Raw genomic sequence first — 24,542 nt, 5'->3', positions numbered from 1 at the left:
GTGATGCGCCGCGGTTTGTTTTTGGGATGCAAGGCAGTGCCGGCCGGGGCAGGGGCTCCGGACGAAACCAAGTGATTCAAGGGAACACACAACGTGGCGAAAATTACCAAGACCTTCCAGTACGGCGCCCATCAGGTCACGCTGGAGACCGGCGAAATCGCACGCCAGGCCGGCGGCGCGGTCCTCGTGAAGATGGATGACACCGTGGTGCTCGTTTCGGCCGTCGCGGCCAAGACGGCACGTGAAGGCCAGGACTTCTTCCCGCTGACGGTCGACTACCAGGAGCGTTTCTACGCCGGTGGCCGCATCCCGGGCGGCTTCTTCAAGCGCGAAGGCCGCGCGACGGAGAAGGAGACGCTGATCTCGCGCCTCATCGACCGTCCGATCCGTCCGCTCTTCCCGGAAGAGTTCAAGAACGAAGTCCAGATCATCGCCACGGTGGTCTCGATGAACCCGGAAGTCGACGGCGACATCCCGGCGATGATCGGCGCGTCCGCCGCGCTCGCGCTCACCGGCGCCCCGTTCCAGGGCCCGATCGGCGCCGCGAAGGTCGGTTACATCAATGGCCAGTACGTGCTGAATCCGACCGCCACGCAGCTGAAGGAATCCGCGCTCGAGCTCGTCGTCGCCGGCACCAGGGACGCCGTGCTGATGGTGGAGTCCGAAGCCGACGTGCTGTCCGAGGACGTGATGCTCGGCGCCGTGATGTTCGGCCACCAGGCCCAGCAGGTCGCGATCAACGCGATCAACGAGATGGTCGCCGAGGCGGGCACGCAGTCGTGGAACTGGGAAGCGCCGGCGAAGAACGAGTCGATGATCGACGCGCTGCGCAACGCGATCGGTGACCGCCTGGGCGCCGCGTACCAGATCGTCAACAAGGCCGAGCGCCGCACCTCCATCCAGACGCTGAAGAAGGCGGCGATGGAGATGCTGCAGCCGCATACCGAAGCGAACGGCTGGAACCCGAACGACGTCTCGAAGGAGTTCGGCGAGCAGGAATACCAGACGATGCGCCAGTCGGTGCTGCGCACGCGCAAGCGCATCGACGGCCGCGACCTGACCACGGTTCGCCCGATCACCTCGAAGGTCGGCGTGCTGCCGCGTACGCACGGATCGGCGCTGTTCACCCGCGGCGAGACGCAGGCGCTGGTGGTGGCGACGCTGGGCACCGCGCGTGACGGCCAGATCATCGACGCCGTCTCGGGCGAGTACAAGGAACACTTCCTGTTCCACTACAACTTCCCGCCGTACTCGGTGGGCGAGACGGGCCGCATGATGGGCCCGAAGCGTCGCGAGATCGGCCATGGCCGCCTCGCCAAGCGCGGCATCCTCGCCGTCATGCCGACGATGGAGGAGTTCCCGTACACCATCCGCGTCGTGTCGGAGATCACCGAGTCGAACGGCTCGTCGTCGATGGCCTCGGTCTGCGGTTCGTCGCTGGCGCTGATGGACGCGGGCGTGCCGATCAAGGCGCCGGTCGCGGGCATCGCGATGGGCCTGATCAAGGAAGGCGACGACTTCGCCGTCCTGTCGGACATCCTCGGTGACGAGGATCACCTCGGCGATATGGACTTCAAGGTGGCCGGTACCGCGGAAGGCATCACCGCGCTGCAGATGGACATCAAGATCCAGGGCATCACCGAGGAGATCATGAAGGTCGCGCTCGCCCAGGCGAAGCAGGGCCGTCTGCACATCCTCGGCGAGATGGCCAGCGCGCTCACGACGCCGCGCTCGGAGCTGTCGGAGTACGCGCCGCGCCTGCTGACGATGAAGATCCACCCGGACAAGATCCGCGAAGTGATCGGCAAGGGTGGCGCGACCATCCAGGCGATCACCAAGGAGACGGGTACGCAGATCGACATCCAGGACGACGGCACCATCGTCATCGCCTCGGTCAACGCCGCCGCCGCCCAGGCCGCGAAGGCGCGCATCGACCAGATCGTCTCGGACGTCGAGCCGGGTCGCATCTACGAGGGCAAGGTCGCCAAGATCATGGACTTCGGTGCGTTCGTGACCATCCTGCCGGGCAAGGACGGCCTGGTGCACGTCTCGCAGATCTCCAACGAGCGCGTCGAGAAGGTCTCCGACAAGCTCAAGGAAGGCGACGTGGTGAAGGTCAAGGTGCTGGAAGTCGACAAGCAGGGCCGCATCCGCCTGTCGATGAAGGCCGTCGAGGAAGGCGAGGGCACGCCGGCCGAATAAGGCCGCGTCCTACTCGTACCGACGAAAAGCGGGCCGAAAGGCCCGCTTTTCTTTTGCCCGGTCGCCACGTGGCGATCAGAGGTTGCGGCGCAGGATCTGCTCGCGCAGCGAACCGCGGGCGCGCAGCGTGTGCTCCATCGCGATGTCTTCTGCCGACTGCATCGACAGAAGCTCGTCTTCCGACATGGCCGAGGAGGATGCGGCCATCGGCGCCGATGGCGATGCGGCGACGCCCTTCATGAGGCCGAGCGGCGAGTACGGCATCTGCGGGAAGACGCCCGCGATGTCGCCGATGCCCATGCGCGCGACGAGGATTTCCGAGAGCACGCGGCGGTAGTCGGTGGTGACCGGCACGTCGCCGTTCGCGGCGGTGACCGTCGCCGGCGCGAGCCCCGGCCAGCTGCCGTAGAAGCGGCGCCCGGCGACATTGCCACCCATCACCAGCATCGGATTGGCCGAGCCATGGTCGGTGCCGCCGGCCGAGTTCTGCTTCACGCGCCGGCCGAATTCGGACTGCACGATGGTGGTCACCCGGCCTGCCAGGCCGCCGGCTTCGAGCTCGGCCTGGAACGCGGCCAGCGCCTGCGAGAGTTCGGCGATCTTGTTCTGGTAGTAGTGGTAGCCCGAGCCCGCCGTGCCCTGGCCATCGTGCGTGTCCCAGCCGCCGAGGTCGACGGTGGCGTAGCGCAGGCCGATGCCGAAGCGGATCGACTGCGCGATCACCCACAGCTGGCGCGCGATGGTGGTCGTCGGCCAGCCTGCGGGTACCGGTGCGTAGGTCTGCCGCGCGATGACGCGCAGCGCGTTGTCGGTGCGTGCGCCCGAGGCCTCGAGGCCCGTGTCGCCGGTCCACAGCTTGTTGAGCGTCTCGTTGAGGCCGACGTGGCCCGCGGGCGAATCCGCGCGCGTCGCCTGCCAGGCCCAGGCGCCGTGGTTGAGGGTGAAGTCGACCGGGTTGTCCATCGCGATCGGCGCCGACGTGCCCGCGAACGAGGTCGGCGCGTTGTAGCCCGCCGACAGCGCGGGCATCACGCCGGCGACACCGGTGTCGCGCTCCATCGCTCGCGCCAGCCAGCCCGACGTGGTGCCCGTGGCGAGGCCGCGCTCGATCGCCATCTGCGCGTCGAAATGGCTGCGCGAGGTCGAGTTGAGGATGCCCGCGGCATGCACGATGGCAAGCCGCCCGGCCTGCCACAGGTCACGCAGGCCGGTCGCGGACGGATGCAGGCCGAACCCCGTCGCCGCGCCCGACGACAGCGTGAGCGGCAATGCGCCGTAGGCGCCACTCGCGGCGACCGAGAGCGACGGACGCGCCGTTTCGTAATGCGTGCGGTCGTCTCCCGCGATCGGCACGACGAAGTTCAGTCCGTCCATGCCGCCTCGAAGGAACAGCATGACGACGACGTCGAACGCGCCGGCGGACTGCGCGCGCGCTTCCGGGCCGAACAGGAGCTTCGGGCCGATCGCGGCGGTGGCGGCGGCTGCGCTGCAGCCCTTGAGGAACTGGCGACGCGTGATGCGTGGCATGTGCATGGCGTTACCGGCTCATGAATTCGGGCGAGAGCAGGATCAGCGTGACCATGCTCCTCAACCGCTGGTGGTTGTAGTGCTTCTTGAGATCGTTCGCGGCCCATGCATCGCTGTCTTCGATGCGGTAGGAGGCCGGGTCGCCGTTCTGCGCCATGAACTTCGCCAGCGTCTGGCGTCGTTCGGCGGTGGGGAGGTAGCCGAGCAGGCGCGTGCACCAGTAGTCGACCAGCGCGTTCGCGGTCCACGTCGGCACGTTGGCGCGGGTGAGCTGGACGATCGGCAGCAGCGGCTTGTCGCCGTCGCTGGCCTCGGTCAGCCAGTTGAGCATCTTCCACGTCATCGCCATCGCGCTCGAGCCGGACCAGGCCGAGGCGACGTCGGGATAGCCGTTCGGCGGCGCCCAGTTGAACGGCGTGTGGCCGGTGAGGCCCGCGAGCCAGACGAAATGGCTCGACTTGTCGCCGTCCGCGCCCATGCGCAGCGTCCAGTCCGAGCCGCCGGCGCGCATCGCCGCGACCAGCGCGTCGAACGGGCGACGCGACTTCTGGCCCCAGGCGTTGTACATCGCGGTCGAATTGAGGATGTGGCGCAGCACCAGCTCGATCTGGTTCGGCGCCTGCCAGTTCTGCCGGAACACCTGCGCCGCGCTGGTGACGAGCGTGGCGGGCGGCGTGTCGGTGATGAAGCGTCGGATGAGCTTGCTGCAGATGAAGCGCGCCGTGCCCGGATGACTCGCGAGGCGATCGAGCACGTCGCGGCCGTCCTTCATCGACGCCTGGTTGGCCGCCATCGCGAGGCCGAGCACCGACTTCGCGTTGGTGTCGTGCCAGGTCGAGCGGTACACGAACGTGCCGTCGTTCTCGTTCGGGAACTGCCAGTGGCCTTCCTTGAGCGTCCAGCCGGTGAACGCGCGCGCCACTTCGTAGACGTCGACGTCGGAATAGCCGTCGGGGTAGGCCGCGTCCATCGGATCGCGCGGCAGCGTCGCCGGGTCGGCGAAACCGCGGTAGTGGATCGCGCCGAGCGTGTGCAGCTCCATCAGCTCGCGCGCCCAGTTCTCGTTGGGGCCTGTGCGCGTGTTGGAGTTGTTGTTGAGGTAGTAGAGCATCGACGGGCTGGTCGCCACCGCCTCCAGCATCGTGCGGAAGTTGCCGAGGGCATTCGGGCGGATCACGTCGCGGTCGTAATGCACGTACAGCGGGCCGGCAGACCAGTGCGAGCCCTGCACGTTGAAGTGGTTGTGCCAGAACGCGACTACCATCTCGCGCACCTGGCGCTTCGAATACGTCGCGCGCACCCACTGCAGGCGCTGGATCTCGAACGCCGGCCGCATGCGCACCTCCCAGTCAGGATTCGGCACGATGTGGTCGGCCCAGAGCTGCTGCAGCGACTTCGACAGCGTCGTGTAGTCCTGCGCGGCGATGCGCGCATCGAGCGCGCTGTCGTCGATGTTGCGCCAGTCGAGCTGCCAGTCGACCCAGTTCGCCAGTTGCTGCGCGTCGGTCGAGCCCAGCCCGTTGAACTCTGCGATCGAAGCCGGCGTGTGGCCGAAGCTGAGATTGCGCAGCATGCGCACGGCGAACGGCGGCGGCGCGAGCGTGAGTACTTCGGCGGCGGAGATGCGGCCGGCGCCCGGAGCGTCCGCGACGGAGTCGTCAACGACGCTGCTCCGGAACGGCTGGCTGCGGATCGTCGCCCCGTTGCCGTAGCGCTGGGCGAGGGTCGGGCCGGCCGCCGGCGAGCGGCGGTTGACGGTCCAGAACGTAGTACGGCTGGCGACGCGGGCGCGCCGCATCGGGAGGAGTGATCGCTTCATGGTCCTTTCCCTGGAACCCCGTCCAGTGAAGGCACTATAGAAATCAACAGCTTGCGGAAACGGGCGTCGCGTCACGGCTGGCTGTCAAGAAATTGGCGACCGCCGCTCGGCTACATGAACCGGCTGTTGCGGCCGTCACACTGCGTTTGGCACGCTGCCACGAAACCAACGGAACGCCCCGGATGAAGCGCCATTTCTCGATGCTCCGCGATTTCCACCTGGCCGACTGGTTCACGCTCGGCAACGCCTTCTGCGGCACCGGCGCGATCTTCGCGGCGATGCGGTTCCTGCAGGAGGGCGTGGTTCGCGACCTGCTGGTCGGCATGGCGCTGATCCCGCTGGCTTTCGTCCTCGATGCGCTGGACGGTCGCGTCGCGCGCTGGCGCCAGTCGGCATCGACGCTGGGGCGCGAGCTTGACTCGCTGGCCGACGTCATCTCGTTCGGTGTCGCGCCCGCGGCGCTCGCCTACGCCTGCGGTCTGCAGGGCGGCTGGGATTGGATCGTGCTCAGCTATTTCGTCGGTTGCGGCGTCAGCCGTCTCGCTCGCTACAACGTCACCGCCGAGCAGCTGTCGGGCGGCGGCGACAAGGTGAAGTATTTCGAGGGCACGCCGATCCCGACCAGCCTGCTGCTGGTGGTGGTGCTGGCGATGGCCGCGGTGCAGGGCGCGCTGGGCCCTGACGTGTGGCTGGGCGTGGTGCAGCTGGGCCCCTGGCAGCTGCATCCGCTGGTGCTGATGTTCGCGCTGTCGGGCTCGCTGATGATCAGCAAGACGCTGCACATTCCGAAGCCCTGACGGGCGCCGCGCGCGCTCCGTTATCATCGCCGCGACGCTGGAGGATCCCATGTCGACATCCCCATTCGGAGCCGTGGGCTTCGGTTTTCCCGCCTTCGATCCCGCGGCCTTTGAACGCATGGGCCGGCAATGGCTGGCCGCGCTGACGCCGCAGCCGGCGCCCGCGGATCCTTTCGCCGCGTGGAAGCCCGCGTCGCCTGCGAATGCGTTCGACCCGAGCGCCGTAGCCACTCAATGGCTGTCGCAGATGCAGCAGCTGGCCGCGCAGTTCGGCGGCGCGCAGCCCGCCGATGTCGCACGCGCGTGGCGCGCAATGCTGGGCGACAACCCGTTCGCGCAGGCCGCTGTGACGAATGCCTTCGTGCCGCCGTCGTTCACGATGCCGGGCGCCGCGCGCGGTCCGTTCGAGCAGCCGGCATTCGGTTACACGCGGGAGCACCAGGAGCGCGCGCAGGCGTTCGCGAAGTCGGTCACCGAGTTCCAGCAGGCGGCGCAGGCCTTCGGCGCGTTCATCGCCGCTGCCGGGCAGGACGCGTACTCGCGTTTCGAGTCGCTGCTCGCGCAGCGGTCGGAGAGTGGTAAGCCGGTCGAATCGGCGCGTGCGCTGTTCGATCTGTGGATCGATGCCGCCGAGGACGCCTACGCCGACGTCGCCCTTGGCGAGCCGTTCCAGAAGGCGTTCGGCGACTACGTCAATGCGCAGATGCGCGTGCGAGCCGGGATTCAGAAGGAAATTGAGCTCTCGGCCGCGCAGCTTGGCCTGCCCGGGCGCGAGGAAGTCGACGCCGCGCATCGCAAGATCACGGCGCTCGAGCGCGAGGTGCGCCGTCTGCGCGAGACGGTCGAATCGCTGTCGGCCGCCCCTCCCGCGGCTGACGCGGAAACGGCACCGACGCCCAAGCGCGGCGCGCGCACGAGCGGGAAGCGTTGATGGATACGACGCAACGCCCGCCGATCGACATCGGCTTCGACGCGCTCGCTCGCGAAGCGCTGCAATTCCAGTCGCGCCTGCGCAGGGGCATGGAGACGCTTGCGAATCTCGACCCGGTCGAAGTGGGTGCGAGCGGTCGCGAGGAGGTCTGGCGCGACGGCAAGGTGGCGCTTTACCGCTTCCATCGCGAGGGCGTTACGCCGTCCGAACATGTGCCGCTGCTGATCGCGTATGCGCTGGTCAACCGTCCTTACATGGTCGACCTTCAGACGGACAAGTCCATCGTGCGCGGCCTGCTCGAGCGCGGACAGAACGTCTACATCATCGATTGGGGTTATCCGGACCGGTCCGACCGTTTCCTCGACCTCGAGGACTACATCCAGCGCTTCCTCGGCGGCGCGGTCGATCACCTGCGCCGCTCTCACGGCGTCGACGCGATCAACCTGCTCGGCATCTGCCAGGGCGGTGCCTTCTCGCTGTGCTATGCGGCGCTGAACCCGCGCAAGCTGCGCAACCTCGTCACCATGGTGACGCCGGTGGATTTCCACACGCCGGACAACATGCTGGCCGGCTGGGCGCGCCAGCTCGACGTCGACCTGATGGTCGACACGCTCGGCAACGTGCCGGCCGACGTGATGAACTGGTGCTACCTCACGCTCAAGCCGTACCGGCTTCTCGTGCAGAAGTACGTCGGGCTGGTCGACATCCTCGAGGACAAGCGCGCCCTCGAGGATTTCCTGCGCATGGAAACGTGGATCTTCGATTCGCCCGATCTCGCGGGCGAGGCGTTCCGCGAGTTCATCAAGCAGTTCTACCAGGCCAACGGCTTCGTCAACGGTGGCGTTCACGTCGGCGGCCGCACGGTCGACCTGAAGGCGATCGACATGCCGGTGCTCAACGTCTACGCGGAACAGGATCACCTGGTGCCGCCGTCCGCATCGAAGCCGCTGCGCGGACTGGTCGGAACGAAGGATTACAGCGAGCTGTCGTTCCGCGGCGGCCACATCGGCATCTACGTGTCGGGGCGTGCGCAGCGCGATATTCCGCAGGGCATCCACGACTGGCTCTCGCCGCGCTCGAAGGACGCGCGCTGACCGCATGACCGACGCCGCCGCACGCATCGATCAACTGCGCCGCGCCATTGCCGACGCCAACCACCGCTACTACGTGCTGGACGATCCGGCGATCCCGGATGCCGAGTACGACCGGCTGCTGCGCGAGCTGGAGGCGCTGGAAGCCGCGCATCCGGAACTCGCTACCGCCGACTCCCCGACCCGTACCGTCGGCGCAAGGCCCGATGGCGGCTTCCGCGAGGTACTCCACGCGATCCCGATGCTCTCGCTGGCCAACGCCTTCGAGACGCCAGGTGTGGGCGACGACGCGGACGACCGCACCCGCTTCTCGGAGGTCGCCGATTTCGAGCGTCGTATCGAGCAGAAGCTCGGCATCCGGTCGCCGGTGTTCTCGGTCGAGCCGAAGCTCGATGGGCTGGCCATCAGCCTGCGCTACGAGGACGGCGTGTTCGTGCAGGGCGCCACGCGAGGCGATGGCACCACCGGTGAGGACGTGACGGCCAACCTGCGCCAGGTGCGCTCGGTGCCGCTGCGGCTGCGCGACGTCGGACAGCCGCCGCCGCGCGTGCTCGAAGTGCGTGGCGAGATCTACATGCCGCGCGACGCGTTCGCCGCTTGGAACGCGAAGGCGCTGGAGAACAACGAGAAGCTGCTCGCCAATCCGCGCAACGGCGCGGCGGGTTCGCTGCGCCAGCTGGACCCCGCGGTGACGCGGCGCCGGCCGCTGGCGTTCTTCGCCTATTCGGTCGGCGAGGTGCGCGGGCTGGAACTTCCGGAGACCCATTCCGAGACGCTGGCGCTGCTGCGCGCATTCGGTTTCCCGGTGTCCCCGGAGACCCACACGGCGGCCGGTTTCGACGGCCTGATCGCCTACTTCCGTCGCATCGGCGCGCGGCGCGACGTGCTGCCGTACGACATCGACGGCGTCGTCTACAAGCTCGACGACTACGACCAGCAGGCGGCGATGGGCTTCGTCGCACGCGCGCCGCGCTGGGCGCTGGCGCACAAGTTTCCGGCGCAGGAACAGGCGACGGTGCTGCGCGCGATCGAGGTGCAGATCGGCCGCACCGGCGCGGTCACGCCGGTCGCGCGGCTGGAGCCGGTGCAGGTCGCCGGCGTCACCGTCACCAACGCGACGCTGCACAACGCCGACCAGATCGCGCGGCTCGACGTGCGCGAGGGCGACACGGTGATCGTCCGCCGCGCCGGCGACGTGATTCCGGAGATCGTTCGCGTCGTCGAGTCTGGGCGCCCTGCGGGCACGACGCCGTGGGCCATGCCGACCGACTGTCCCGTCTGCGGTTCCGAAATCGTCCGCGAGGAAGGGCAGGCCGTCTGGCGCTGCTCCGGCGGGCTCGCGTGCCCCGCGCAGCGCAAGGAAGCGGTCAGGCATTTCGCGTCGCGCCGCGCGATGGATATCGAGGGCCTCGGCGACCGGCAGGCCGAGGCGCTGGTGGAGTTCGGTTTCGTGCATTCGCCGGCCGACCTGTACGTGCTGACGGTGCAGGACCTGGTCCTGATGAAGACCGCGCTCGATGCCGCGACGCCCGCCGACCTGTTGGACGCCGTCGCCGAAAGCAAGGGCGCGCTCTCGCTCGATGCGGAAGGCAAGGCGTTGCTCGCGGACGAGTCCGTGAGCTGGAAGGATGCGGGTTTCCTGCGTGCGCATCTCGCCGTCGAGCCGGACGGCCGTCTGGCGACGCGATGGGCCGAGAATCTCGTCGACGGTATTGATGCCAGCCGCACCACGACGCTGCCGCGCTTCCTGTTCGCGCTCGGCATCCCGCATCTCGGCGAGACCACGGCGAAGGCCCTGGCGCACTGGCTGGGCTCGCTGGACTTCGTCCGGACCACGCCGGCGGCGCTGCTGCAGGCGCTGCCCGACATCGGCGGCGAAGTGGCACGCTCGATCGCGACGTTCTTCGAGCAGCCGGGCAATGTCGCCGTGGTCGACGCCCTGATCGACGCCGGCATCCGGTTCACCGACGAGGGCGCGCCGTCTCCCGACCTGCACGAACGCCTCGATCTCGCCCACCTGCTCGCGACGCTGCCGGTCGACAAGCTCGGGGAGAAGAGCGCACGCAAGCTCGGCGAAACCTACGGCACGCTGGAGGCACTGCTGCGCGCGAACGAGAGCGGCTGGACCGGCGCCGGCGCATCGAAGGCGGGCGCCGCCAACCTCGCCGCGTATCTGGCCGATGGCGCGTCGCGCAAGGACTTGCTCCACGCGGACATCGCCATGCGTCGACTGCTGGAGGCCGCACCGGCACGCGCGACGCGTAGCGCCGGGCCGCTCGACGGCGTGACGGTCGTGCTGACGGGCAGCCTCGCGTCGATGACCCGCGATGCCGCGGGCGAGAAGCTCGAATCGCTCGGCGCCAAGGTTTCGGGCAGCGTGTCGAAGAAGACCGGATTCGTCGTCGCGGGCGAGGCGGCCGGCTCGAAGCTCGACAAGGCGCAGCAGCTCGGCATCGAGATCTGGGACGAAGCGCGGCTGGTCGAGTTCCTCACCGGGCACGGCCTCGCATGACCGCGCCCTGGCGCCCCTCGGGCTCGCCGGATGCGCTGCGCCTGCGGGCCTCGGTGAACCGGCGCATCCGCGATTTCATGGCCGAGCGCGGCGTGCTGGAAGTCGAGACGCCGGTGATGTCGCGCGCCGGCAACACCGATCCGAACATCGCATCCTTCAGCGTCGAGTTCGGCGGCCGTACCGATGGCGCGCCGCGCACGCGCTGGCTGCGCACGTCGCCCGAATTCCCGCTCAAGCGCCTGCTCGCGGCCGGCGTCGGCGACTGTTACGAGCTCGGTCGCGTATTCCGCGACGGCGAAGCGGGCGGGCGGCACAACCCCGAGTTCACGATGCTGGAGTGGTATCGCGTCGGCATCGACCACGTCGCGCTGGCGCGCGAAGTCGCCGATCTCGTCCAGGCCTGCCTTGCGCTGGTCGGTCGCAGCACGAGCGTTGTCGAAACGACGTATGGCGCGCTGTATCACGCGCACCTCGGCATCGACGCGCATCGCGACGACATCGACGCGCTGCGTGCGGCGATCGCCGATGTCGTCATCGATCCGGAAGGCCTCGGGCGCGACGACTGGCTCGACCTGCTGATGACGCATCGCATCCAGCCGACCTTCCGCGAGGACGAAGTGCTGATCGTCCACGACTACCCGGCCTCGCAATGCGCGCTGGCGCGCGTGCGCGACGGCGATCCGCCCGTGGCCGAGCGCTTCGAGCTCTACCTCGGGCCGCTGGAACTCGCGAACGGCTACCACGAGCTCGCGGATGCGGTGGAGCAGGCTGCGCGCTTCGACCGCGACGTGGGGCGGCGCGTGAAAGCGGGTTCCATCGCCGTGCCGCGTGACGAGGCACTGCTCAATGCGCTGGCGCATGGACTGCCGGCCTGCGCCGGCGTTGCGCTCGGCGTCGACCGGCTGCTGATGGCGATGCTGCGCACCGATCGGATAGCCGATGTACTCGCGTTCGACTTCGCCTCCGCATGACGGCGGTTGAACGGCTCAGCCACGCGTCGCGTATGGACGACTGCCGTTCACGTGTTAGCGCTACAGTCCGGCTGTACGTGAATGCGGCGGGGAATGCCTGATGCGTGTGCTGTACGGCGTGGTGCTCGGCCTGTGTGCGGCGTCGTCGCTGCCCGCGCAGGGGCTACCGACGGCGGAGACCCGACGCGTGCGCTGCGAGTCCACCGATGGCCGGCCGCGCGAATGCCCCGTCGCCGACGTGCGCGCGGTGCGCCTGCTCAAGCAGATCTCGCGTACGCCCTGCGAGGAAGGTCGCAACTGGGGCCGCCGCCGCGACGCGATCTGGGTGTCGCAGGGCTGCCGCGCCGAGTTCGGCGTACTGGCGGTCGACGACGGCCGGCCTTCGTCGCGCGCGCGTCGTGATCGTTCGTTGCTGGCCTGCAGTTCCGAGGACGGTCGCTGGAAGCACTGCAATGCCGACGTGCGCGGTGGCGTGGAGCTCGCGCGGCAGCTGTCGCGCAATGCCTGCATCCGGGGTCAGTCCTGGGGCACCGACGCGCGCGGCATCTGGGTCAACGGCGGTTGCCGCGCGGAGTTTCGCGTCGCGTCGGCGACTCTCGCCGCGACGCCGGGTGGCAACCGCTTCCGCTGCGAATCCGATGGCCGCCGCGAACGGACGTGCCCGCTGCGCACGCAGGGGAACGTGAGGCTGCTGAAGCAGCTGTCGAACGCCGACTGCGTGCCGGGGCGGAGCTGGGGCGTGGAAGGCGACAGCGTATGGGTGCGCGAGGGCTGCCGCGCCGAGTTCGAGGTCGCGCCGACCTGGGCCGACGGCCGCTGGTAGATCCGCGGCCGCTTCCGCCGCGCCCGTAGAATGGGCGGATGGAAGCCTTCGATTTCGACCGATACGACCGCGTCCGACCCATCCGCTGGACGGGCGACGCCCTGGAACTGCTCGACCAGCGCAAACTGCCGTTCGCGGTCGACTACGTGCACTGCGGCGACTACGCCGCGGTGGCGGACGCGATCGCCAACCTCACCGTGCGCGGCGCGCCGGCGATCGGTATCGCGGCGGCATGGGGCGCGGTGCTCGCCGCGCGTGAAGTGGAGGCCGACACGGGCGCGCAGGCACTCGAGCGGCTCGAACCTGCCTTCCAGCGCCTCAATGCGGCGCGCCCGACGGCGGTGAACCTCGCCTGGGCGCTCGCCCGCATGCGGCGGGCACTGCTCGACGCCGGTGCGGGCTGGCGCGAGGCCCTGCTGCGCGAAGCCGAAACCATCGCCACCGAGGACCTGGCGGCCAATCGCCGCATGGGCGCGCTGGGCGCGTCGATGATCGAGCCGGGCAGCCGGGTGCTCACGCACTGCAATACCGGCTCGCTGGCGACGGCCGGCTTCGGCACCGCGCTCGGCGTGATCCGCGCGGGTGTCGCACAGGGGCGCATCGACAAGGTGTTCGCCGGCGAGACGCGGCCGTGGCTGCAGGGCGCGCGCCTGACGGTGTGGGAGCTGCAGCAGGATGGCATCCTGCCGACGTTGATCGCCGACGCCGCCGCCGCGCATCTGATGCGCACGGGCGAGGTGCAATGGGTGATCGTCGGCGCCGACCGCATCTGCGCGAACGGCGACACCGCGAACAAGATCGGCACCTACCAGCTGGCGATCGCCGCGCGCCACCATGGGGTCAAGTTCATGGTGGCGGCGCCGTCCTCGACGGTGGACCTGGAGACGCCGAGCGGCGATGCGATCCATATCGAGGAGCGCGAGCCCACCGAGCTGTTCCACATCGGCGGGGTGCGCACCGCGGCCGAGGAGATCGAGGCCTGGAACCCGGTGTTCGACGTCACGCCGCACGAGCTGATCGACGTGATCGTGACCGAGCGCGGCATTATCGAGCGCCCCGACGAGGCCGCGATGCGGGCGGCCTTCGGCTGATCCGGCGGGCGATCGTTCTCCACGATCGCCCGCGATTTGCGATGGCGCCCGACGGCGCGCCGTCGCATCCGGCGAGACCCGTCTGAACCCCACCGTGTTCCACGCGTAAGTGCTTGTTTTGAGGCCGGAAATCGCGTGCTTCCGGCGCCTGCGCGTGGTAACATTTCACCTCTTCCGGACACCACTCCGAAGACGCGTCCCGGCCGCCTTCCACAGGCGGTGCCCGCGGGTGCAGGACGGCCGGTGTCCATCGTCCAGACGGAATCCCGATGACGGAACTCGCCCGCGAAATCATCCCGGTCAACCTCGAAGACGAGATGCGCCGCAGCTATCTCGATTACGCCATGAGCGTGATCGTGGGCCGCGCGCTCCCGGACGTGCGCGACGGCCTAAAGCCCGTGCACCGTCGCGTGCTCTACGCGATGCACGAGCTGGGCGCGCACAGCAACCGGCCGTACTACAAGTCGGCGCGTATCGTCGGCGACGTCATCGGTAAGTACCACCCGCACGGCGACACCGCGGTCTACGACACGCTGGTGCGCATGGCGCAGCCGTTCTCGCTGCGCTACATGCTGGTGGACGGGCAGGGCAACTTCGGTTCGATCGACGGCGACTCCGCCGCGGCCATGCGTTACACCGAGGCGCGCATGTCGCGCATTGCGCACGAGCTGATGGCGGACATCGACAAGGAAACCGTCGACTTCCAGCCGAACTACGACGAGAAGGAACTCGAGCCCACCGTCATGCCGACGCGGGTGCCGAACCTGCTGGTCAACGGCTCGGCGGGCATCGCGGTCGGCATGGCGACGAACATTCCGCCGCACAACCTGGGCGAGGTGATCGACGCGACGATCGCGCTGATCGACAATCCGGAGATCGACGTCGAAGGCCTGATGGAGCACATCCCGGGCCCGGATTTCCCGACCGCGGGCATCATCAACGGCACCGCCGGCATCGTCGCCGCCTACCGCACCGGCCGCGGCCGCGTGCGCATGCGCGCGAAGGCCGACATCGAGACGATGGACAACGGCCGCGAGGCCATCATCGTCACGGAGATCCCGTACCAGGTGAACAAGGCGCGGCTGATCGAGAAGATCGCCGAGCTGGTGAAGGAAAAGCGGATCGAGGGCATCAGTGAGCTGCGCGACGAGTCCGACAAGGACGGCATGCGCATCTACATCGAGGTCAAGCGCGGCGAATCGGCCGACGTCCTGCTGAACAACCTGTATCAGCAGACGCAGATGGAGTCGGTGTTCGGCATCAACATGGTCGCGCTGGTCGATGGCCGTCCGCGCCTGCTGAACCTGCGCGAGATCCTCGACGCCTTCGTGCGCCACCGCCGCGAGGTGGTCACCCGTCGCACGATCTTCGACCTGCGCAAGGCCCGTGCCCGCGCACACATTTTGGAAGGCCTGACGGTCGCGCTCGCCAACATCGACGAGATGATCGAGCTGATCAAGACGTCGGCGAACCCGGTCGAGGCGCGCGAGCGCATGCTCGCGCGTACCTGGGAGCCGGGCCTGGTCAGCGCGCTGCTGGCTTCGGCCGGTGCCGATGCCTCGCGTCCCGACGACCTGCCGATGGGCGTCGGCCTGGTCGACGAGAACGGCGCGTCCCGCTACCAGCTCACCGAGACGCAGGCGCAGCAGATCCTCGAGATGCGTCTGCATCGCCTGACCGGCCTCGAGCAGGAAAAGCTGACCGACGAATACAGGGCGCTGCTGGAGACGATCCGCGGCCTGATCGAGATCCTGGTCAACCCCGAGCGCCTGCGCGAGGTGATCCGTACCGAACTGCTGGACCTCAAGGCCGAGTTCGGCGATGCCCGGCGCAGCGAGATCCGCGAGAGCGAGGAAGACCTCGACATCCTCGACCTGATCGCGCCGGAAGACGTGGTCGTGACGCTGTCGCACGCGGGCTACGCCAAGCGCCAGCCGGTGGCGGCGTACCGTGCCCAGAAGCGCGGCGGCCGTGGCCGCAACGCGGCGCGCACCAAGGACGAGGACTTCATCGACCAGCTGTGGCTGGTGAACACGCACGACACGCTGCTGACCTTCACCAGCACCGGCCGCGTGTTCTGGCTGTCGGTGCACCAGTTGCCGGAGGCGGGGCCGACCTCGCGCGGCCGCCCGATCATCAACTGGATCCCCCTTGAAGCCGGCGAGCAGGTGCAGGCCGTCGTGCCGGTGCGCGAGTACACGGAAGGCAAGTTCGTGTTCTTCGCCACGCGCAACGGCACGGTCAAGAAGACGCCGCTGACCGAGTTCGCCTTCCGCCTGCAGCGCGGCAAGATCGCGATCTCGCTGGACGAGGGCGACGCGCTGGTCAATGCCGAACTGACCGATGGCGACCGCGACATCATGCTGTTCGCCAGCAACGGCAAGGCCGTGCGCTTCTCCGAGAGCGAGGTGCGCCCGATGGGCCGCAACGCCACCGGCGTGCGCGGCATGCGCCTGGCCGAAGGCGAGGGCGAGGAGGACGGCGCGAAGGTCGTCAGCCTGATCGTGGTGGACGGCGAGGGCGATGTGCTCACCGCCAGTGCGCGCGGCTTCGGCAAGCGCACGCCGCTGGACGAGTACCCGCGCAAGGGCCGCGGCACGCAGGGCGTGATCGCGCTGAAGACGAACGACCGCAACGGCGACCTCGTCGGCGCGATCCAGCTCAGCGAGCACCACGAGGTGCTGCTGATCTCCGACCGCGGCACGCTGGTCCGCACCCGGGCCTCCGAGATCTCGCAGGTCAGTCGCAATACGCAGGGCGTGACGCTGATCAAACTGGCGCAGGACGAGACCCTGCAGGCGATCGAGCGCGTCGATGTCTCCCTCGAGGAGGAGGACGAGATGCTGACGGGGCCCGTGGTGCCGGGTGACGAGACCGTTCCGGGCCTCGACCCCGACGTCCTGAGGGTCGCCGGACACAATCCGGACGCCCTTGCCGAGGCGCCCGCGGACGACGAGCCCGCCTGATCCCGCTCCACCGATGCCGCCTCCGGGCGGCATCGAATTTTTCGGGGTGTGGGGGATCAAGCTTTTCCGCGCGCCGCCGTTAGGCTGTCGAGAAGACTTCTCTGGCCGTGGCATGCGTCGCCCCCTTACCCCTCCGTCGTCGTACCGATCCGGGCCCGCCGCAACGGGTCGCGACCGCGCGCGCAGCGGGGCTCGGCCGTGCTGAGCCCGAAGGCCGAGCCGGGCGAGTTCCGCCAGGAGCTGCGCATCCGCGTCGAGGGCCTACGGGCCGGAATGTTCGTCAGCGCGCTGGACCGGCCGTGGCTGGGCACAGGCTTCGCGTTCGAAGGGGTGATGCTGCGTTCAGACGACGAAGTGCAGCGGCTCCGGTCGCTCTGCAGGTACGTGGTGGTCGATATCGGCCGCGGCGACGCCCCCGCGCCGTCATTCGTCGAGCTGGAGGTCGTGGAGGAGCCGGCGCCCGTCGCCGTCCCGCCCGCGCGCCCCGGCTCGGCGCGCTCGTTCGTGGCACGCTTCTTCGGCCAGGAGGTATTGGCCGCCGGGAAGGCGCACGACAGCCTTGAGGCCGGCGTGCGCGACGTGATCGACAGCCTGCGCACGGGCGGCAAGCTCGATGCCGAGAAGCTGCAGCAGGGTGTCGACACGATGCTGGATTCGATCACCCGTAATCCCGACGCCTTGCCCTGGGTGATGGAGATGCGTCGCAAGGGCGACTACATCTACCAGCACGGGATCGCTTGTTCGATCTGGTCGGCAGCGTTCGGCCGGCATCTGGGCTACGAACGCGACGATCTGCGCGAGCTCGCGCTGGGCGCGCTGCTCTGCGACGTCGGCAAGGTGCGGCTGCCGGCCGACCTGCTGGTCAAGCAGGGCCCGCTGACGGACGACGAGATCCGTCTTCTGCGCTCGCATCGCGACGAGAGCCTCGCGATCATCGCCGCCACGCCCGGTATTTCGCCCGTGGTGCGGCAGGTGGTCGAACACCATCACGAGCGCCACGACGGCAGCGGCTATCCCGCAGGCGTGCGTGGCGCCGCGATCCCGATGTTCGCGCGCATCGCCGGGCTGGTGGACAGCTACGACGCGATGGTCAGCCAACGCCCCTACGCGCCGAGCCGTTCCGCGCACCAGGCGGTGATGGAGCTGTACGAAGCGCGCGACGTGCTGTTCCAGGCCGAGCTGGTCGAACAGTTCATACGCACCTGCGGCGTCTATCCCACCGGCACGCTGGTCGAGCTGAGCGACGGCACCGTGGGCGTGGTGATGTCGATCAACACGCTCAAGCGCCTGCGGCCGACGGTGATGCTGCTGCTCGATGCCTCCAAGAACCCGCTTGCCGAGTTCCGCCTGGTCGACCTGGCCGAGGTGGCGTTGGACGCCAACGGCGCGCCGCTCAATGTGCGCTGCGGGCTCGCGCAGGGCGCGTACGGCATCGACCGCGCCGCGCTGTTCCTGGACTGACCGTGCTGCTCGCGACCGACGACGAGACCACCGGCCTGCGCGGCCGGAAGGCGTTCCTGTCGCTGCTGGGGCGACAGGTGGTGCTCGCCAGCGAGAAGCGCTCTGCGATGGCGCTGCTGGTGGTCGACATCGACGGCTTCTCGGACATCAACGGCATCCACGGCTTCGGCACCGGCGACCAGCTGCTGCGGCACCTGGCGCGACAGCTGGAGCGCGTCGCACGGCCGCAGGACTACGCCGCGCGCATCGGCGACGACCGCTTCGCGCTCGTGCTCACCGGCATGCTCAACCCCGGGCATGTCGAGCTCGCGGTGCAGAAGCTGTTCCGCCTGCTGGACCAGCCGGCCGCGGCGGGCGAGCACCGCCTGCACGTGCCGGTGACGGTCGGCGTCGCCATGTGCCCGCAGCACGCGACCCATTCGGAGTTCCTGCTACGGCGCGCGGAGGCCGCGCTGGGACGTGCCCGTCGCGCCGGCACGCGCTACGGCTTCGCCACCGACAGCCACGGCGATCTCGACATCTCCGACCAGTGGGACCTCGAAGTCCAGCTCGGCGGCGCGGTGGAGCGTGGCGAGATGCTGCTCAATTTCCAGCCCAAGCTCGATGCCGCCTCGCTCGCACCCGTGGGCGCGGAGGCGTTGATGCGCTGGAACAGCCCGACGCGCGGCATGGTCTCGCCGGCGGTGTTCATTCCGGTCGCAGAGCGCATCGGGCACATCAAGAAGCTCACGTTATGGGCGCTCAACAGCGCGCTGCGGCAGGCCACGCAGTGGCCGATGGCGGCGGGCACGCGGCCAAGCGTCTCGGTGAACATTCCCGGCATGCTGGCCACCCAGCCCGACCTGCCCGAGCTGATCGAGGACGCGCTGCGGCTGTGGGGCGAGGGCGTGCAACTGGTGCTGGAGATCACCGAAAGCTCGCTGATGGACGCGCGCCTCGCATTCCCGGTGCTCAAGCGCATCCGCGACCTCGGCGTCGGCATCTCGATCGATGATTTCGGCACGGGCTATTCGTGCCTCGCGTACTTCCGCGATATCCCGGCCGACGAACTGAAGATAGACCGCTCGTTCGTGACCGGCTTGCTTACCGACCCGTCCTGCGCCGACATCATCCGCTTCGTGGTGGACCTCGCGCATCGTTTCGACCTGAGCGTCGCGGCCGAAGGCATCGAGGACGTGGAGACCCGCGACCGTCTGCGCGAGCTCGGCTGCGACGCCTTGCAGGGCTACCTGTTCGCCCGCCCGATGCCGCAGGCCGAACTCGTCGACTGGCTCGCGGCGCAGGCGCCGGGCGACGCCGCGACGGCCTGACCGGCGCGCTTCGCAAGCGGCCGTGCCGGCGTATAGTCCGGCCAATTCCCGACACCGGAGTGTCCGCATGCACCGCATGCATCGCGCGGATGGATTCGCGGCAGGTGGCCTGCTGCGCGCCTGCCTGTCCTTCGCCTTCGCCTTCTTGCTGTGCGCCGGCTGTACGCGCGACACCGACGGCGACCTGCCCGCCGCGGGCGGCGAGGCGATCCGCGCCGAGCGCGTGGTGCCCGGCGAGTTCGCGCTGGCCTCGGCGTATCCGGACAAGCGTGGCGGCGAACTCGCCATCGCGCTCGAATTCAGTCGCGCACTCGCGCCCACGCAGGCCTTCGACAGCATCGTGGTCGTGCAGGACGAAAAGGGCGGGCGCATCGACGGTGGCTGGGTACTGGACGATGACGCGACGCACCTGCGCTTTCCGCACGTCGAGCCCAATCGCAATTACGTGGTGGCGCTCAATCCAGGCCTGACCGCCGCGGACGGCAGCCGCATCGACAAGCGCATCGAGCGCAAGGTGTACGCGGGGCCGCTCGACCCGGTCGTGGGCTTCGCCTCGCAGGGCAGCGTGCTGCCGGCGCGCGAGACACGTGGCCTGCCGGTGGTCTCGATCAACGTGCCGGAGGTGGACGTCGAGTTCCTGCGCGTGCGTGACGGAGAACTGCCGCGTTTCTTCGCCGAGTACCAGCGCGGTGGCCGCCGTGGCAGCTGGGACCTCGGCGGCGACGGCGACAGCCGCGCCGCGCTGTCGCGCGTGGCCGATCCGGTCTACGTCAATCGCTTCATCCTCGGCGGGCGGCAGAACGAGCGCGTACTCACCTACCTGCCGATCCAGGACATCCACGAGCTGCAGTCGCCGGGCCTGTACTTCGCGGTCATGAAGAAGGCGGGCGAGTTCCGCGACGAATTCGAGACTGCCTTCTTCACCGTCAGCGACCTCGGCGTACATACCCGCGCATACAAGGATCGCCTGTTCGTGCACGTCGCCTCGCTGCGGAGCGGCGCGGGCACCGGCGGCGTCGAGCTGCGCGTGCTCGACGCGAAGGGCGAGCCGGTCTTCAAGTCGGCCACCGATTCGAACGGCAATGCATTGCTCGACTACAGGCTCGACGCCGGCCACGTGCTCGTCGCGCGCAAGGATCGCGACGTCACGCTGCTGCCGTTCAACCAGCCCGCGCTCGATCTCTCCGAGTTCGCGGTCGCCGGCCGCGAGCAGGCGTGGTTCGACGTGTTCGCGTGGTCGGGACGCGACCTCTATCGGCCGGGCGAAACGGTGCACCTGTCGGCCCTGCTGCGCGACCAGGACGGCAGCCCGCTGCAGGCCCCGGCCGGTCGTCGCGCGCAGCCGGTCTACGTGCGCTACGTGCAGCCCGATGGCAAGACGCTCATCCAGACGCGCCTGCAGCCCGATGCACAGGGCTACGTGCGCCACGAGCAGGTCATTCCCGCCGATGGGGCGACCGGACGCTGGCGCGTCGAGTTCCGCACCGACCCCGCGAGCCGCGAAGCCGTGCAGGGCATGACCCTGCGCGTCGAGGAATTCCTGCCCGAGCGCTTGAAGCTCGACCTCGCCGCGCCTGCCGTCGTACCCCGCGGCGGCCCACTCGCACTTCACGTGCAGGCCGACTACCTCTACGGCGCACCCGCCGCGGGCAACCGTTTCACCGCGCGCCTGGCGGTGGCGCTCGAGCCGCATCCGCTCGATCAGCTGCCGGGCTACTTCTTCGGCGACGCGACGGTAACGCTGCCGGCGAAGGCCGAGGACGTGCTCGACCAGCCGCTCGATGATGCAGGCCGCCTCGATGCCGCCATTCCGCTGCCCAAGGACGTCCGCCCGGTTACGCCGACCGCGCTGATCATCAGCGGCAGCGTGTACGAGACCGGCGGACGCAGCGTCAACCGCAGCCTCAAGCGCGTGTTGTGGCCCGCCGATGCGCTGGTCGGCGTGCGCCCGCTGTTCGATCCCGAGGACGGCACCGACGCGAATGCGAACGCGCGCTTCCAGATCGTCCGCATGGATCCGCAGGCGCGCATGCGTCCGGCGAAGGGCCTGCGCGTGACGCTGGTGCGCGAGCGTCGCGATTACCACTGGGATTACGACGAGGACAGCGGCTGGGACTACGCCTTCACCCGTCGCTTCGAGAACGTGCAGACGAAGACGGTCGACGTTGGCGCCGACGCGGCCGCGATCGATTTCCCGGTGGAATGGGGCGAATACCGCATCGACGTGTACGACCCGCAGACGCGGCTCACCTCGCGCTATCCCTTCACCGCGGGCTGGAGCTGGGACGACGAGAACCGCGGGCTGGACGCGCGTCCCGACAAGGTCAAGCTCGCGCTCGACAAGACCGGCTACCGCGCCGGCGACACGCTGCGAGTGACCGCGACGCCGCCGAATCCCGGCAAGGGCCTGCTGATCGTCGAATCGGACCGCATGCTGTACGTGAAGTCGGTCGACTTCAAGGCCGGCAGCCGCTTCGAGATACCTGTGACGAAGGACTGGGAGCGGCACGACGTCTACGTCACCGCGCTGGTGTTCCGCGGTGGCAGCGCGGCGAGCAAGGTGACGCCCGCGCGTGCGGTCGGCGTGGCGCACGTGCCGATGGACCGGCGCGACCGTCGTCTCGCCGTCGGCATTTCGGTGCCGCGACAGATGCGCCCCGAGCGCGACGTGCCGGTCACCATCGCTGTTCCGCAGCTGGCGGGCAGGCAGGCTCACGTCGTGGTCTCGGCGGTCGACGTCGGCATCCTCAACATCACGCAATTCCCGGTGCCCGACGCAGCCAAGCACTTCTTCGCGCAGCGGCGCCTGGGTGTCGACGCGTACGACATGTACGGCCGCGTGATCGAGAGTTTCGACGGCGGCACCGCGAAGCTGAAGTTCGGCGGCGACATGGCATTGCCGGCACTGCCGCAGGCCCGCCGCCCGACCTCGCGGGTCAAGACGGTCGACCTGTACGCCGGCCCTGTGGCGCTCGACGCCAAGGGCGTCGCACGCCTCCGCCTGCCCGTACCCGACTTCAACGGCACGCTGCGCGTCTCGGCGGTGGTCTATTCGGGCGGCAGCTACGGCAGCGGCGCCGCCGAAAGCACGGTGCGCGCACCGATCCTCGCCGAGCCGAGCATGCCGCGCGTGCTGGCACCGGGCGACTCCAGCCGCGTCACGCTCGACGTGCAGAACTTCACCGGCCGCGCCGGCACGTTCCGTGTCGACATCGTCACGCGCGGCCCGCTGTCGCTCAAGAACGGCACGCGCAGCCTCTCGCTCGCGCCGGAGCAGAAGGTCAGCCTGACCTTCCCGTTGGTCGCGAAGGAGGGCTTCGGCACGGGCGCGGTGCGGCTGCGCGTCGAAGGGAACGGCGTCCGCACCGAGCGGAGCTTCGACCTGCCGGTGCGCCCCGCCTGGCCGCAGGTCCTGCGCACGCGCAGCCTGGGCGTCGAGGCGGCCGCCGCGGTGACGCTGCCGGCGGATCTCGCCGAGGGCCTCATCACCGATTCGGTGAGCGCGCGCCTGACCGTCTCGACGATGCCGCCGATCCCGTTCGCTGCGGCGCTGCAGGGCGCGATCGATTACCCGTACGGCTGCATCGAGCAGACCACCACCAAGGGCTACGCGGGCCTGATCCTCGATGCGGACACCGCGCGCCTGCTGGGCGTGAAGGGTCTCGATGCCGCCAAGCGCCGCGCGCGAATGGACGGCGCATTCGCGCGCATCTCCGGTATGCAGGTCGCATCGGGACATTTCTCGATGTGGGGCGACGACAGCGACAGCGTCAATCCGCTGCTGACGCCCTACGTAGCGGAGTTTCTGCTCGACGCGCGCGACGCCGGCTTCGCGGTGCCGGACACGGTGCTGCAGAAGTCGCTGAAGGCACTCAACGAGGACCTGCTCGGCGGCAGCAGCGGCTTCTACGGCTATGAGCATCGCGAGCACCTGCGCTTCGCCTACCAGGCGTATGCCGGCTACGTGCTCGCACGTGTCGGGCGGGCGCCGCTCGGCACGCTGCGCGGCCTGCACGACAACGAGCGGCGACGCAGCGTCACCGGCCTGCCGATGGTGCACCTTGGTCTGGCGCTCGCGCTGCAGGGCGACCGTACGCGCGGTCTGCGGTCGATCCAGGAAGGCTTCGACCGCGATCCTTCGGCGCGGCCGTACTACCTTGGCGACTACGGCAGCCGCGTGCGCGACGACGCGCTGATGCTCGCGCTGGTGCGCAAACACGCGCTCGCGCCGCGCGCGTTCGACACGCGTCTGATGGCGCTGTCCCGCGAGCTCGATGCGCGTCGTGGCAACTATGGCCTCTGGCTGAGCACGCAGGAGCAGGTCGCGATCGCCAGGCTCGGGCAGCAACTGATGCTGGACACGACCCGCCAGGTTGCCGGCACGTGGCGCGTCGGCGACGCGGGCGCGGAGGCGCCGCAGGCGCGCGTGCAGGCGCGGGTGGTCGACGGCGCGGCAGTTCGCAGCGGCCTGCGCTTCGAACCCAGGGGCAGCGGCACGCTGTACGCGACGGCCGACGTCGCCGGCATCCCGCGGCAGGCGCCAGCGTTCGACGATTCGAAGATCGGCATCGTGCGTCGCTGGTATACGCCGGACGGCGCTCCGTGGACGGCGGGCCGCATCGCCGAGGGCGAGGCGCTGATCGTCTCGGTGTCGATCAGCGCGCAGGAGGACATCCGCGATGCGCTGTTCACCGACCTGCTGCCGGCCGGCTTCGAGATCGAGAACTTCAACCTCGGCGACGAGAAGCAGTGGGCGGACGTCAGCATCGAGGGCATCGACATCGCGGATCGCGCCTCGGCCGCCGAGGTCAAGCACGAGGAGTTCCGCGACGACCGCTACGTCGCCGCGCTGAACCTGTCGCGCGGCGACACCGCGCGCGTGTTCTATCTCGTGCGCGCGGTGACGCCCGGCACCTACACGGTGCCGCCGCCGCTGGTGGAGGACATGTACCGGCCGTGGATCCGCGGCGTCGGCCGCTCGACGCCGGCGACGCTGTCGGTGGTCGAGCCGGGCCGCTGACCCGAGGGGGCGACGGTGGAG

The 24,542-nt window shown here is 69.2% G+C and carries 14 protein-coding genes; 12 read left to right on the top strand and 2 right to left on the bottom strand.

Translation table 11 applies throughout. The features are described 5' to 3' along the window. Nucleotides 1-93: 93 nt before the first annotated feature. On the top strand, nucleotides 94-2,202 hold the full coding sequence (pnp, locus tag IE066_RS05155; RefSeq protein ID WP_189447445.1) for a polyribonucleotide nucleotidyltransferase: 2,109 nt from the start codon (nucleotides 94-96) through the stop codon (nucleotides 2,200-2,202). A 75-nt stretch (nucleotides 2,203-2,277) separates the two neighbouring features. On the opposite strand, the gene IE066_RS05150 is transcribed toward pnp, so the two are convergent. Together IE066_RS05150 and IE066_RS05145 are read right to left on the bottom strand one after the other, a co-directional pair. Beyond that, nucleotides 2,278-3,735 (bottom strand): DUF1501 domain-containing protein, encoded by a 1,458-nt coding sequence (locus IE066_RS05150; RefSeq protein ID WP_189447444.1) that lies wholly within the window; start codon nucleotides 3,733-3,735, stop codon nucleotides 2,278-2,280. A gap of 4 nt (nucleotides 3,736-3,739) precedes the next feature. Further along, a complete protein-coding gene (locus IE066_RS05145; RefSeq protein WP_189447442.1) occupies nucleotides 3,740-5,548 on the bottom strand; it encodes a DUF1800 domain-containing protein in 1,809 nt (602 codons plus the stop codon). Nucleotides 5,549-5,730: 182 nt separating this feature from the next. On the opposite strand from IE066_RS05145, the gene IE066_RS05140 reads away from it, so the two are divergent. From IE066_RS05140 to IE066_RS05090, 11 genes are all read left to right on the top strand, one after another. After that, complete coding sequence (locus IE066_RS05140; RefSeq protein WP_189447440.1) at nucleotides 5,731-6,345, top strand: CDP-alcohol phosphatidyltransferase family protein; 615 nt, start codon at nucleotides 5,731-5,733, stop codon at nucleotides 6,343-6,345. Nucleotides 6,346-6,394: 49 nt separating this feature from the next. After that, nucleotides 6,395-7,276, top strand: coding sequence for a poly(R)-hydroxyalkanoic acid synthase subunit PhaE (locus tag IE066_RS05135; RefSeq protein WP_189447438.1), 882 nt, complete (start codon nucleotides 6,395-6,397; stop codon nucleotides 7,274-7,276). After that, on the top strand, nucleotides 7,276-8,370 hold the full coding sequence (locus IE066_RS05130) for a class III poly(R)-hydroxyalkanoic acid synthase subunit PhaC (protein ID WP_189447436.1): 1,095 nt from the start codon (nucleotides 7,276-7,278) through the stop codon (nucleotides 8,368-8,370). The genes IE066_RS05135 and IE066_RS05130 overlap by 1 nt, the downstream gene beginning before the upstream one ends. A 4-nt stretch (nucleotides 8,371-8,374) precedes the next feature. After that, entirely contained in the window at nucleotides 8,375-10,879 is a 2,505-nt protein-coding gene (ligA, locus tag IE066_RS05125; protein WP_189447434.1) for an NAD-dependent DNA ligase LigA, read from the top strand. Continuing rightward, the gene (gene epmA, locus IE066_RS05120) at nucleotides 10,876-11,850 is read left to right on the top strand and encodes an EF-P lysine aminoacylase EpmA (protein WP_189447432.1); all 975 of its coding nucleotides are present in this window, start codon (nucleotides 10,876-10,878) and stop codon (nucleotides 11,848-11,850) included. The genes ligA and epmA overlap by 4 nt, the downstream gene beginning before the upstream one ends. Before the next feature lie 100 nt (nucleotides 11,851-11,950). Continuing rightward, nucleotides 11,951-12,673, top strand: a complete 723-nt coding sequence (locus IE066_RS05115; RefSeq protein WP_189447430.1) for a DUF3011 domain-containing protein — start codon at nucleotides 11,951-11,953, stop codon at nucleotides 12,671-12,673. Between the two features lie 38 nt (nucleotides 12,674-12,711). Continuing rightward, nucleotides 12,712-13,764 carry an S-methyl-5-thioribose-1-phosphate isomerase gene (gene mtnA / locus IE066_RS05110; RefSeq protein WP_189447428.1) on the top strand — a complete coding sequence of 351 codons (1,053 nt, stop codon included), beginning with the start codon at nucleotides 12,712-12,714 and terminating at the stop codon, nucleotides 13,762-13,764. 269 nt (nucleotides 13,765-14,033) lie between these two features. Beyond that, nucleotides 14,034-16,730: a DNA gyrase subunit A gene (gene gyrA, locus IE066_RS05105; RefSeq protein WP_189447426.1), complete on the top strand. Its 2,697-nt coding sequence runs from the start codon at nucleotides 14,034-14,036 to the stop codon at nucleotides 16,728-16,730. A gap of 198 nt (nucleotides 16,731-16,928) precedes the next feature. Further along, the gene (locus tag IE066_RS05100) at nucleotides 16,929-18,191 is read left to right on the top strand and encodes an HD-GYP domain-containing protein (protein WP_189447424.1); all 1,263 of its coding nucleotides are present in this window, start codon (nucleotides 16,929-16,931) and stop codon (nucleotides 18,189-18,191) included. A 2-nt stretch (nucleotides 18,192-18,193) separates the two neighbouring features. Continuing rightward, nucleotides 18,194-19,501: a putative bifunctional diguanylate cyclase/phosphodiesterase gene (locus IE066_RS05095; protein WP_189447422.1), complete on the top strand. Its 1,308-nt coding sequence runs from the start codon at nucleotides 18,194-18,196 to the stop codon at nucleotides 19,499-19,501. A gap of 76 nt (nucleotides 19,502-19,577) precedes the next feature. Beyond that, on the top strand, nucleotides 19,578-24,521 hold the full coding sequence (locus IE066_RS05090) for an alpha-2-macroglobulin family protein (RefSeq protein WP_189448831.1): 4,944 nt from the start codon (nucleotides 19,578-19,580) through the stop codon (nucleotides 24,519-24,521). Nucleotides 24,522-24,542 lie beyond the last annotated feature (21 nt).

Origin of the sequence: Cognatilysobacter xinjiangensis, from assembly GCF_014651995.1 — a bacterium.
Classification (GTDB): domain Bacteria; phylum Pseudomonadota; class Gammaproteobacteria; order Xanthomonadales; family Xanthomonadaceae; genus Cognatilysobacter; species Cognatilysobacter xinjiangensis.
Note: the sequence above shows the minus strand (reverse complement) of the source record. Positions and strands in the feature narration are given on the sequence as shown.